This is a genomic window from Oceanobacillus piezotolerans, assembly GCF_003665065.1.
GTDB lineage: Bacteria > Bacillota > Bacilli > Bacillales > Amphibacillaceae > Oceanobacillus > Oceanobacillus piezotolerans.
On sequence record NZ_RCHR01000011.1, the window covers coordinates 46,204 to 58,771 of the forward strand.

Annotated in this window: 13 protein-coding genes; 6 read left to right on the forward strand and 7 right to left on the reverse strand. The window is 41.3% G+C overall.

What is annotated here, in order from left to right; genetic code table 11:
* Positions 1-5 precede the first annotated feature (5 nt).
* Complete coding sequence (locus D8M04_RS18840; RefSeq protein ID WP_246001347.1) at positions 6-809, reverse strand: CPBP family intramembrane glutamic endopeptidase; 804 nt, start codon at positions 807-809, stop codon at positions 6-8.
* A gap of 88 nt (positions 810-897) precedes the next feature.
* Complete coding sequence (locus tag D8M04_RS18845; RefSeq protein ID WP_121524958.1) at positions 898-1,233, reverse strand: hypothetical protein; 336 nt, start codon at positions 1,231-1,233, stop codon at positions 898-900.
* Between the two features lie 185 nt (positions 1,234-1,418).
* Here D8M04_RS18845 and D8M04_RS18850 point away from each other — a divergent pair, with 185 nt between their 5' ends.
* Together D8M04_RS18850 and D8M04_RS18855 are read left to right on the forward strand one after the other, a co-directional pair.
* Positions 1,419-1,625, forward strand: coding sequence for a hypothetical protein (locus D8M04_RS18850; protein WP_121524959.1), 207 nt, complete (start codon positions 1,419-1,421; stop codon positions 1,623-1,625).
* Positions 1,626-1,659: 34 nt separating this feature from the next.
* On the forward strand, positions 1,660-1,935 hold the full coding sequence (locus tag D8M04_RS18855) for a hypothetical protein (RefSeq protein ID WP_121524960.1): 276 nt from the start codon (positions 1,660-1,662) through the stop codon (positions 1,933-1,935).
* Positions 1,936-2,446: 511 nt separating this feature from the next.
* Here the strand turns inward: D8M04_RS18855 and D8M04_RS18860 are convergent.
* The 4 genes from D8M04_RS18860 to D8M04_RS18875 form a co-directional block, all read right to left on the reverse strand.
* Complete coding sequence (locus D8M04_RS18860; RefSeq protein ID WP_121524961.1) at positions 2,447-3,034, reverse strand: chorismate pyruvate-lyase family protein; 588 nt, start codon at positions 3,032-3,034, stop codon at positions 2,447-2,449.
* 38 nt (positions 3,035-3,072) lie between these two features.
* Positions 3,073-3,894: a bifunctional 3-deoxy-7-phosphoheptulonate synthase/chorismate mutase gene (locus tag D8M04_RS18865; RefSeq protein ID WP_121524962.1), complete on the reverse strand. Its 822-nt coding sequence runs from the start codon at positions 3,892-3,894 to the stop codon at positions 3,073-3,075.
* A gap of 65 nt (positions 3,895-3,959) precedes the next feature.
* A complete protein-coding gene (locus D8M04_RS18870) occupies positions 3,960-5,195 on the reverse strand; it encodes a phenylacetate--CoA ligase family protein (protein WP_121524963.1) in 1,236 nt (411 codons plus the stop codon).
* A gap of 30 nt (positions 5,196-5,225) precedes the next feature.
* Positions 5,226-6,572 (reverse strand): phenylacetate--CoA ligase family protein, encoded by a 1,347-nt coding sequence (locus D8M04_RS18875; protein WP_121524964.1) that lies wholly within the window; start codon positions 6,570-6,572, stop codon positions 5,226-5,228.
* Between the two features lie 1,044 nt (positions 6,573-7,616).
* On the opposite strand from D8M04_RS18875, the gene D8M04_RS18885 reads away from it, so the two are divergent.
* The 4 genes from D8M04_RS18885 to D8M04_RS18900 all read left to right on the forward strand — a co-directional run bounded on the left by D8M04_RS18885 (position 7,617) and on the right by D8M04_RS18900 (position 10,750).
* Complete coding sequence (locus D8M04_RS18885) at positions 7,617-8,894, forward strand: hypothetical protein (RefSeq protein ID WP_121524966.1); 1,278 nt, start codon at positions 7,617-7,619, stop codon at positions 8,892-8,894.
* Between the two features lie 12 nt (positions 8,895-8,906).
* Positions 8,907-9,422, forward strand: coding sequence for a tetratricopeptide repeat protein (locus tag D8M04_RS18890; RefSeq protein WP_121524967.1), 516 nt, complete (start codon positions 8,907-8,909; stop codon positions 9,420-9,422).
* Positions 9,423-9,493: 71 nt separating this feature from the next.
* The gene (locus tag D8M04_RS18895) at positions 9,494-9,808 is read left to right on the forward strand and encodes a hypothetical protein (protein WP_121524968.1); all 315 of its coding nucleotides are present in this window, start codon (positions 9,494-9,496) and stop codon (positions 9,806-9,808) included.
* Between the two features lie 138 nt (positions 9,809-9,946).
* The gene (locus D8M04_RS18900) at positions 9,947-10,750 is read left to right on the forward strand and encodes an alpha/beta fold hydrolase (RefSeq protein WP_147436837.1); all 804 of its coding nucleotides are present in this window, start codon (positions 9,947-9,949) and stop codon (positions 10,748-10,750) included.
* Positions 10,751-11,218: 468 nt separating this feature from the next.
* On the opposite strand, the gene mtnK is transcribed toward D8M04_RS18900, so the two are convergent.
* Positions 11,219-12,424 carry an S-methyl-5-thioribose kinase gene (mtnK, locus tag D8M04_RS18905; protein WP_121524970.1) on the reverse strand — a complete coding sequence of 402 codons (1,206 nt, stop codon included), beginning with the start codon at positions 12,422-12,424 and terminating at the stop codon, positions 11,219-11,221.
* Between the last annotated feature and the right edge of the window lie 144 nt (positions 12,425-12,568).

The window sequence follows — 12,568 nt, forward strand, 5'->3', positions numbered from 1 at the left end:
TCCCCTTAAGAAACAATCACTCCACTAAGTACCATCAACCCATTGAATAAAATATGCCATATCACTGCGGGAACGATACTTCTAGATTGGACTGTAAGAGCCCCGAAAAAAAATCCGCCCACACTAAAAGCAAGGCAGCTAATCCAAGAGAATCCCAGGCTGTAATGTTGCAATCCGAAACCAATGCTCGTTGTCACGACCGCCCATCGACTTCCTAGGCTTTCTGTGAAACGGCTTAGTAAAACTCCCCTCCAAATATATTCTTCAAGTGCGGCATTCAGAATAGAGAAAATGATGATGAACCACCAGATTTCCTGGAAGAAACTCCAGCTAAGGTTGACAATAAATGGCACAAAAACTATTAAATTAATCAACATTGCCTTATAGAGAAATGAGCTTACCTTTGTTTGACGAAAGCCGGCCCAAATAAATGGAATGTGAATCGGTTCATCCCATTTTGGTTTCTGCCAATAATGCATGATAGGAAGTCTGTAAATAAGGGAAATTACGATCAATAGAACCAAGATAACGATCAGCGACAACCTATTGAGTATGATTCGGATTTCATCGGGCTTGATGTCTGCAATCCAATGTGTATTTATATAGCCATAAAGAAAGAACCCGAATCCGAAAACCAATGTAGTCACAATAAACATTCTCATTGATTTATCGATGAATCTGAATCCTGCAGCTATTGCCCAAACAGTCAGCAAAGGATAGATTTCTGTTTGTATAATAAGTAATAGTGTGGTAAATAAACATAGTGCCGACAATTGATTACCCTTTTTCATATTCTTGGTCTTCTTCATAAACTTCTCTCCTATATACAACACCCGCTCTCGTCTTTGTCTTCGTTTCTAACTCCTCATTTTTCCCGTTTCTGGATCCTATTGCGTTTTACCTCTTTTTTTCTCTTCGCTTCTTTCTCCTGTTTTTACTTCGTTTCTTGCTCCTCTTTGTCCCCTGATTTTTACCTTGGACTTGGTTCTTAACTATCTTTACTCCAAATTTAATCACATCTTCTACTGGTATCTTCTCTATTAAGGTGGAAAGCGAAAGCTTCGAGTTAGCCGACGACTCTTCATTCGCTTGATTCTCTTGATTTTCTACTTTATTTAACTCTTGTTTAATAAATTCCTTCCATTCTTCATCGCTTGTTCTATTTACACTGGACAATATTTTTCCTTCCTCTGTGCCCTGTGTAGAATCAACTTCCTTGTGTGAATTATCCATTGATCGGAAACCTCCTCTTATACTTTTGTTTCCTGATTTTTTAGTTCATCTCTCTCTATTGTATGTAAATTCGCTCTACTCGTTTGGGTTATAGTGGCTTTTATAGAGTAATAGTCAATTACCTAAAGAAACTAGGATATTTGTACATATACTAAACTAGTCTGATAAGGCGGAGGTGTATAAGAATGAGAAGAAAAAACATGGATATCAGTGATAAAATCTTATTCAGCATAGGTATGTATTTGTTCGTCGTATTATTTTTTATACTAGCGGTGGGGGTTATTTTTGCATTGTTAGCATCATGGGGAGGCGGAAAACAAGAAGAAATAGGCGATACGGTTCCAATCCAAAATAAAGAGACAAGAAACAATGACATGCGCATCGATTCCTGAGGGCGATTAGAAATATCTAAAGGTGGTGAAGCAGTTGAATAAGACAAAAAACCAAGCGTTTTTGAAATTGTTGAAAAAATTCCCTCTATATGGCAGATACTTTTCTGCTAATTATATGAGGTCAATAAAAAAAGGAGCAGACATCGCTGAGAAAGAAATTCTGGCATCCTTAAAAGATCGGGATCAACCAATTGAATCCATGGCCAGGAAATTATATGAAGCCATTAAGATTGGTGTGTTACATGCAACAGAACAAATGCTTCTTCACGGAATCGGCTGGGTTGAAAGAATGAAAGACAAATCTAAATAAAACCGCATTCGCTCGTTCCTGAGCGAATGTGCTAGTATTCTTATCCTTGGGTCGTTAAAATTTTAGCTAAGTGGAATGCCCTTCTCAGCTAAAATTTTTACTTTTCCAACGTGGAACAAATAAATAAAATGTCTATAAATTAATCCTCTATGGCTGAAGTTATCGCAGGTAACTGGCTATAAGACCTTAACGATAGAATTCGAGTGAAACAAGAATTGTTAGCGGGGAACTGGCAGCCAGTCATTTCACGATTGGCTCGGCCCTATAGGATAAGGAAGACTTCGGCAGCGAGACATCTTACGAAGAAAAAAGTGCTCTTATTTTTCAAAGACGTAGGCCCCTGGAGATGCCAGAGACAAAAGGGGGGCGATAGGGCGAGTAACCGCAGTCCAAGGCAGTCGAGGGTTTAGCCTTTGTTCTTTCGTAGTGAGGGAGATAAGGGAATCCCCACTGGGTGGCATTGACTATGACTGGTTCCAAGGAAGACCTCTCTATTTGTAGAACGAGCTGTTCAGTCGCCTGTTTCCTCTTTGAACTCTTGGAGTACACGATGCTCGATAATGTTTGGATGGAAATACTCGAGCATCTCAATACCTGGTTCTCTACCGAAATACATACCATATCGTTTGTAAGGCACCTTCTCGTCTATATCAGAAAAATGAAGCTTCATCTGCTGTTGAAACAAGTCAACCGCTTCCTCTTCATTGACGAATCCAGCGTCTGTCACCTTACGAAAGGAGCGTATTCCAAGTGAGCTCATTGCTTTTCCGATTCCTTTCTTCTGTTGTGCAATGCTTTTAAACAAAGCAGGTGGTACATGCTTTGCATATACCAACGCAATATTATGGGATACAACAAATCCACTTTTTTCCCCAATTAGTACCGATTCCCGGATATAATATGGAGCACCGGAAGTTTCAATGAGCAACTTTGGATCATCTTCATTGATTTGTTCTTGCCGAATTACTTGTACCTTAACCTTCTCGTTCAAAAGTATTTCCAAAAAATCCGTTGTCCGTCCATCTGTCACTAATAGTAAGTCTAGTATTATTGCTTGTAATATCTTCGAAGCATTCTGCTCAGACTGAGAATCTTTCACGCTCTCACCCCCATTAAGCCTATTTTGTCAGGTGTAATTTAGCTCCTTAATCGATACAAACCGGAATCTACCATACCGTCCCAGAACGCCTGAAACTCCTTCATGTTCAGTTGCTGGTCCTTGTCGGAAAGCGCAGTTTCAGGATCAGGGTGAGTCTCGACCATAATCCCATCTGCCCCAGCAGCAAGTGCAGCCTTTGCACACGGCAAGAGAATATCTTTACGCCCGGCGGAGTGAGTGACATCTACGAGCACCGGAAGATGCGTTTTCAGCTTTAATATAGGAACAGCAGAAATATCAAGGGTATTTCGAGTCTCTGTCTCAAAAGTACGAATGCCCCGTTCCATTAACATCACTTGGTCATTCCCATAATGCAAAATATATTCTGCAGCAAAGATAAACTCCTCCAATGTAGCGGAAAGCCCACGCTTCAGTAAAACTGGTTTTTTCGCTTCCCCGACTGCTTTCAGCAAATCAAAGTTCTGCATGTTACGTGCACCGATTTGAAAAATATCGATATAAGGTTCCGCTACATCGATTTGATTCGGACTCATAATTTCACTGATTGTCACCAAATCGTGACTGTCAGCTACCTCCTTCATCATCTTCAAGCCTTTTTCCCCAAGTCCTTGGAAACTGTAAGGAGAGGTTCTCGGCTTGAACGCTCCACCACGCATGATCGTTAAGCCCATTTTTTTTAGAGTGGATGCAACCGTTTCAAGCTGCTCTCTCGATTCAACGGAGCAAGGACCAGCGATTAGTGTATGAGCAGAACCACCTATTACTGTGTTCTTCACTTTAATGATCGTATCCTCGCTTTTATAATCACGGCTTACGAGAAGTTGTGATTTAGTACTCAAATGTAACCATCCTTTCTATTGATAGATTAGATATATGAAACGTTCTTGACCACGCTCTGTATGCATTAGGCACCGTTATTTCGTGTTTTGATATAGACAGGCTTTGTCGATGGTGTGTTATCCATAAGGCTTACTCGATCGAGCATTATCGTTATTTCCACCGTAATTGGCACTTGCAGTTGTTTGGATAGGAAAGACTGAACATCTTCCTCTGACCACTTTTCAGCTTCATGTGAATCTAATAAAACGTGCAATCCTTCTTCCTGTTCAATCACCTTCCACGCATCCGGGACAGGTGACAACGCATAGATCGCTTCTTGGATATCACTCGCATCCAGGATGATATCTCCAAAATGGATTCGTTCCCGACTTCTACCATAATGAGTCAGTTGTGTTCCGGATCGATTACAAGGACATTTATCTGGTTCTATTGAGATAATATCCTCGTTAAAATAACGGAGCAGAGGCGAACCCTGATGGGAAAGTGTCGTGATGACCGCATACCCTTTTTCTCCATAGGGGACATCCTTTGTACCTTCCTCATTCAACACTTCCACAATGAAATCTTCTTCTACAATATGCATGTTGCCATGCTCACACATCGTTGCAATATTCGCGGTTTCCGTTAAACCGTACATGTTAAATACAGACGCACCCCACAGCTTTTCTATATGCTGTTTGCGCTTGTCGCCCAAGAGTTCACCAGCAACACATATGGCACGCAAAGCAGGGAAGTCTTTACTGGGGTCCATACCACTTAGTCGAGCTACTTCAGCCAAGAGCTCCATCTCTCGCGGAAGTCCCGCCAAAACCGTGACGTCAAGCCGTTTGATCAAGCTAATAACCCTTGAGTAAGGAGTTACTACCGTACGTCCACTAGCGGGGACAACCCCTGCTCCAGTCTGCCAGGCTGCCTGCTGCATTAAAAAGGCAGGTAATGCAAGAGCGTAAGGAAAGCGGATGAGCACAAGATCTTCAGCCGTCAAATGGACGCCACATTCTTTTAGTTGTCTTCCACCTGTTACCAAATCCTCTTGTGTAAACCACGAACTGGCGGGCTCCCCAGTTGTTCCGGTTGATTCGAAATATTGAGCTATCTCCTTCCTATCAACAGCAAGAGGACCGAAAAGGCCTGCTTCTCGTAAATCCTGCTTTGTCGTTAGTGGAAGTGTCTTGATGTGCGAAAGTCCAATGTCTTCTTTGGGACAATCTGATAATTTCTTTTTGTATAGAGGGGATTTTTGAATGCGTGCAACCAACTCCTGAAACTTTCTCTCCCTCTCTTTATCGACGTCAATCATAGAAGCACCTCCTCTCTCCTATTTACTTCTCTACGTGAACACTCTGGTTGCTTTGCCAAACGTACGAGGAATATCATCCCTAATAACTACTTCACAGTCGATCCCAATTCGATCAGCCATATGCTGCTTAATCTTGTTTGCCAATTGATCGTTACTCAGCTCCGTTCTAAACTTCTCGGCTTCAATGATTAACGATCCTTGGTCCAGCTTAAGATGATACCATAAGCCTACTTCTGGGAGCTCCATGAGAAAATGTTCGATGATGAAAGGAGAATAATCTTCTTCCCCTATGCGTAGCATGTGCTCCTTTCTTCCTCTTAGCTGGAGAACGTCCATAGTGATACCACAATCGCATTTTGATTTTCGTAAGACACCGAGATCTCCAGATCGATAGCGTACCATCGGCATTCCTTCACGTAACAGCGTTGTAACAACGATTTCTCCAGTTCTCCCGTGAGGTAATACTTTCCCTGATTCCGGGTCAATGATCTCTACTTTTACATGTCCTTCCATAATGTGGTAGCCATTGTGCTTACTGCATTCTACACCGATAACTCCACACTCGGTGGAACCGTAGAAAAAGGAGACTTCACATCCCCACCATTTTTCCAGCCGCTCGCGAAAGGTGGACGAACATCCTTCGCCAGTAAGCCAAATTTTCTTCAAACGTATATCTTTTCCAATCTGGATACCGTATTTCTCACTTTCTTCTACTAGAAGTGCTGCATAAGAAGGCGTTGTCGCAAGGACCGTTGCTTGATATTCCTTCAATAATTCCAGGGACTTATCAACTGGGGCCATGTAACCCCCCTTGCCTATCGACAAAACTGCTGTACCAAACGCAAATTGGAACAAGCGCTGAAAGCCAAGGCCTGGAAGCGCAAATTCATATGGAAGTGCAACGGCCGCTACATCATCTTCTGTTTCTTTAAACAGTTCCAGATACTTTGGCAGTAAATCGTAAACATATTGATCAGCAAGCGTATAAGCAGTATAGATTGGCTTACCCGAAGTACCACTAGTAAGGTGAACTTGGCCGATATCCTTCGATTCCACACACAGTATCTTATCTTTATCCCCTCTAATAACATCTTTTTCTAGCATCGGTACGGAAGCTAATTGATCTAGGTTCTCAATTTCGGGAGCCGTGAACCCACTTTCTTCTAATTTCGAACGATAGTATTCATTATGTTCCCATACATGAGCTAGAGTAGCGTTAATAGCTTTTAACTGATAGTCTTCTAGTCTTTCACGAGGAAGTTTTTCAATCGTTTTCCCTTCTTCATCTAATTGTTTATAAAATGGTTTAAATTGTTCGAGATGTGATGAATGTTTATCAATAGAGACCTCCATTTTATGGGTTTGAAGTTTCTTCATTGTTCATCCTCCATTTCATTTAATTTTTCAAGCTTCACAGCAACCTTGTGTGATGCTTTGTTCCTCTTAGAATCAGATTTCCCGTTACTTTCCTAAATATCAGTCATTCGGCTTACTTAATAAAGCCCTTCATGTTCAGCTTCTATTATTTAGGCCACTGAATCATGTATAAAAGATAATTAACTTTACAATTTTTCCTATTTGCCTATTATCGACTTAACTAGTTTGTGCCAACAATATGGGATACTGGTTTCTTTTCTGTAGTTTCTTTTCCTTTTATTTCTTACTTATCTAGTTCTTTTATCACTTGAAATTGAACTACGTATATCTTTATAAAATGCTAAATAAACAGTATTTGATTCGGACATACACATATTATTTTTTAAATGGGTCATTTAGACAAACAGACCTTTTAAATCTACATACCTTATATAGTAAGAGACGATTATGTTATGAAGGGCATCTTTGGCGTCTCTTGGAAACTATATTGTATAAAGCAGGACGGAATCTCCGCAACAAAGCCTCCTACCAACTTATTTCTTTAAATACTATGTATTTGGTTCAGTATGAATCTATCGATATTCACCTCTTTTCTTCAATCTTTTTCCGTTTACTTTTCTTGTTTTTGTTACCTTTAACACGCTTTTTTCTTCTTTATATCTTTCTATCATTCATGTTTTCTTCTGCAGCCTTTTCTGTTGGTAAAATGCATGGATAATTAGTCTATTTGGCATAAGCATACATTTTATAAAATATTAGGGATTCATCCAAACCGACCATAGAAACCACACATATAGTACTGGCACAAATCGATTTTTAAAAGAAAGGGTTGATTCATGTTGTTGAGATTGGAGAATGAGCAAGATGTTGAATACCTCAATGCACCTCATCTGATAAGCTGTCCAACCAATGGATACGATCAAGAGAGACTATTTTTACTAGATTTTAAAAACAGCGCTTCAGCAAAGCTTGACACTGGCAGTTTTTCGGAATTTACATTGCTTAAGAATAAAATCAAATTCTTTCGTTAGGAGGGATATTAAAATGGAGATAAACGACACTCATATGAAGGAATATGAGAAAGGAAAAAGGTTTCTTAAGAAAGGAACAGACGGAGATAAAGATGCGGTGCATAGTGCCTATGAGATTTTCTTAAAGCTTCGGAAAGCCTATCCTGACCATGCTCTTATTGAAGCCTATTACGGCAGCACACTTGCCCTATTATCAAGAGATGCCGATGAGACTCTGGAAAAGGCGGATAAAGCACAAACAGCACTAGATGCATTGAATCACGCAATTTCCATGGACTCCAATCATAAGGATATTCGGAAGCTGCGTGCCAAAGTATGTATGCGCCTGCCTGACTCTTACTTTCGTGCCTCACAGACGGCGATCGAAGACCTATCCTTTTTGCTAGATCGATATAAAGACGATCCCAGTTACCTTACAAATAAGGAAGTTACGGAAATAAAGAAGGATTTAAGGACTGCTTATAAAAATGTGGAAGAATTGGGCGATGTGGATACAGAAATGCAACAACAATCGAATCATGCAAGTGTAAAGAATTTCGAGACTTTAATGGAGCAGGACATTCCATCACATAAGGACAACATGGAAAACAATGAAAAGGCCGGTCAAGAATTTAATAACGGCAAGAATTTGAAGAAATTCGAGGAGGGAAAAATTTATCTTAAGAAAGCCGCAAACGGAGATAAAGATGCGGTGAATACCGCCCATGAAATTTTCTTAAAACTTCGCAAAGCCGAGCCCAGTAATGCTCTTTATGAAGCCTACTATGGCATGACCATGATGTTAATCGCTCGAAACAAAAAAATACCTTTAAGTAGATTAAAAGAGTCCATTGCAGGAATGAAGATTCTTGATGGAGCAGTTCGTGCGGCCCCTCATGATAGCAGGATCCGACTGCTGCGAGGCAGGGCTGCCTCCCGGTTACCTGAAGAGTATTTCCACCGGGCCAAAACAGTAATTGAAGATTACACCTTTCTCATCGAGCGGGAAATGCAGAAAGAAGGCTTTCTTCGCACCGAAGAATATTTGCAAGTTATCTATCAACTTGGGGAGGCATACTCCCGAATCGGCCAAAATCAGGCTGCAGTTATGTGCTGGAAAAGGCTGATGAACGAAACGCAGGATCCTGATTTTCTTCGCCTCCTCACCCTAAAGATGAAGTCTTTGGAAGGAAAACCAGCTGTTGAACATAATGCGATTCCGGAGAGCCCTGTATCCATCTTGATAAGAAGGTCTGTACATTTCGCCGGAAGCGAGATAAAACGCATATTAGAGGACAAAAATTTTCAATAGGAGGTCGATATTTTGGCTGATCAAAGTGTCAATATGAAACAATTAGAGGAAGCAAAAGCACTTCATAATAAGGGGGTGGACGGAGACAAAAAAGCGGTGAAAAAAGCAAATAAGATGCTCTTAAAGCTTCGTGAGGCCAGCCCCGACAATGCAATTATTGAGGGCTATTACGGCAGTACTATCGTTTTATCGGGTCGGGATTCTGTTAAAATTCTAGAAAGAGTGGATAAAGCGCAAGAGGGATTAGACATATTGAATCACGCTATTGCTTTAGATCCAAATAATAAAGAAATTCGGTTGTTGCGCGGGAATATTTGTGTGAGGCTGCCGGAATCCTTTTTCCAATCCTCGGAAACGGCTATTGAGGACTTCACCTTTCTGCTTAACCACTATAAAGAGGACTCCAACTATCTTACTTTAATGCAAATACGCGAAGTACTGCGGAACCTTAGTGAAGCTTACAAAAATGCAGGAAAACCAGACAAAGCGAATGCAGTCTTGAATCGTCTTAACCAAATGGAATCATAAGAAAAGAGAGCAAAAGCAAGAATTAACCTTTACCTGAGTAAATCAAAGTATCGGAAAGGAAGTGAGATCACATGTCAGATACCAAAAGGATCTTCAACAAAGTAAAGAAAGAAATCATTCATTATTCCTCTATTGCTTTAAAGAGAGTCGCTACCAATGCCTGCAATCAACTTATAGATGTAACAAGTGACGAATATCGAGAAAAAAATCAAACTGCTAATTTTCAATTAAGCACTGTCACTGATGCATTGAAAACGGGTCTCATGGAAACTGGTCAAGAATTAGTGGAAATAGGACGCGAGCGTGCAGAGGAAAGAGTTCTAAAGCAGAATCCGGAAATGTCGGATGAATCAAAAACCACAATAAAATCGGCGGGAGAGAATTAAAACAGAATTTCTACAAGGAAAAGCTCGAACCGTTATTTGGCTGAGAACCTTTTCGTTTCATCCTCATTCTATTGTCTTTCACAGCAGAATATAGATAGTTCTTGGAAATCATGCACCTTCTCGGCCAAAGATTACGAAATGGGAGAGTGGGTAATGTTGAAAAAATTTTTCGTCAATGGAATTAGCATTTGTTATGAATCGACCGGCGAAGGATTTCCTTTAATCGGGCTTACAGGAAAAGGCAGTAACATGGACTCTTGGAGTCCGGCAATTAAGACCGCGTTAAGCGAAAGAAACAGGCTGATCATGCTCGATCCTCGAGGTACAGGCAGGAGCGATGTCCCGAAAGAAACGTATGACATCTCGGATATGGCCAAAGATGTCATTGGGCTAATGAACGAGCTCGATATCGAAAAGGCACATATTTTAGGCCAATCTATGGGGGGAATGATCGCACAAGAACTAGCAATCGAAAATCCCAATCGCGTGTCGAAATTAATTTTATGTTCCACGACCTGCGGGGTCAAACGTGTACTGCCTTCCTTTCGGATGATCAAGTCACTGATGCAAAAGAATGCTGCAAATTCACCACAAAACATGATAAATATGCTTTATTCTAATACCTATATCCAGGAGAATCCGCAATTAATTGCTGCACTCATGAGACGGATGCAAATTGCTCCTACAGACCCTAGAACCATGGAGATTCACCATAATGCGAGCAAAAATTTCGATTCGTACGAACGACTTGGGCAAATTTCCGCACCAACACTTATTATTCACGGAGAAGACGATTGGGTCTTCCGTCCGAAGCACGCCAAGGTTCTGAAACGTCGTATACCGAACTCCAAGCTTATCCTATTTCCCAATGCAGGACACGGTGTCTTCTCACAGGAGCATCGAAAGGTATTGGAGGAAATCCATCGTTTCATAGATGAGTAAACTTTAACCAAATTCTAGTAGAAGGGAGTGTCCCAAAAGTAAATTATTTGGGGCACTTTTTGTGTTAAATAGTGCAGAACAAAGTTGCAAACGCCCGGCTTAGACGGACAGACTGCAGTTACTCGTCCCACTATAATGATATGCTACAATATGTGACGGTATGAGTCGAACTATTATCGAACAGAGGTGAGTTAAGTCTCGCTAGTCGCTGGTTGCGTGGGACCGGACAAGGCCTTTCATGTATAGCGGTTTTATGCTTTCTTATCTCTTAAAAATAAGAGAATCACCTTTCTTTAATAAAATGTAATTACTACATTACGACAACCTGATTTCTAGGAAAAACAAAGCCAGTAGCCCCTTTCAATGGAAGGTTATTCTACAGGCTGGGGCAAATGATAAGTTAAATTTCTTAACACAGTCATTACTTGCCGTTTTAGCATACCGCCTTCAACAGGAGGTATTCGGTTCTTAGATGGCAGCTTTTAAAGCGATATCCAACACTTCCTTTATAGAGTGTGCGGAGCGGTTCCGCTTGATCAACGCGACACCAATCTCCAGAGCGGTCCTCTGTGCCCTTTCCCTCGCCTCCGCATCTTTGATGTCGTCGATATCCAAGACGTGTATAAAACCATAGACGCGGCACAGCATAATCACTCCAGCAAATCCGATCGTATCCTGCAGCAGTCTTGCCATATACGATTCCTGATAGCCTCGGGTATTTACTAACCGGGCTGAGGCATAATCGTTCCAAAGCTCGCGAAACTCAAATTCGAAATGTGTCCATAAGTCGTTAATGGTGTCTAGTAGGTAGCGACGATATTCGGCGCGTTTCTCTGCATCTGTGCTCCAGCCCTCTTGGCCTGAAAAATTCAACAACAGATTAGCGATGACCGTCCCAATATCAAAGCCAATTGGACCGTAAAAAGCAAATTCGCGGTCTATGATTTTTATAGAATCCGGTTTGATGAATATATTATCTGTATGCAAATCACCATGCAGCAAGGCCTGTGCATTCGTCAGATATTTCTCCCTCAGCAACGCTACCTCAAGATGCAGCTCCTCTTCCTTCCATATCTGCTCAACCGCATCACGAATTTGAGGCTCGAAGATATTCATCCGGGACTTTGTAAAAGGTGCGTATAAAATCAGATCCTCGGTAATATTGCACAGCTCGGGATTCATGAACGATTTCACTCGCAGTTTCTTCTCTTGTTGGTCCATGGCTAAGTCCGAAGTAAAAAACATTGTCCGCGCCAAAAAGGATCCAATATGCTCTGCGAACAACGGATACCTCTCCCGCTCTATCAGTCCACGCCGCAGGACGGTGTAATCGCTCAAATCCTCCATAGCTATCAAGGCAAAATCCGGTTCGTACGCGTATAACTTTGGCGTCTGATCGGGACAAAGATCTCCATGAATGCGCAATGCTTCACATTCAATGCGTACTCTGTCTAGCGTCAGGGGAACCGATTGACCGACCATTTTTAAATAAGGAAGTGATTGCTTTAGAATAATGGATTGCCCTGATGCCTGGTCAAATATATGAAACACATGGTTAAGATTACCGTCTCCGAGCTCACGGGAATCAAGCTGAGCATCCTCCGGGAAAACATCTTTGATGCCTCGTGCAAACTTAACCGCTTCAGCTTGCGTTAATGTATGGTAATTTACCATTTCTGTATCCCTCCAGATACCGAATTCTATTTAGCCTAAAAATATAAATACGGACTGAAACTATTCCGTGAAGGCAAGGTTCCAGTGATAACCCGTCATACCTCAGGTTTGTGACAGTCCAAAAATAACTTAAACTCTTATCAT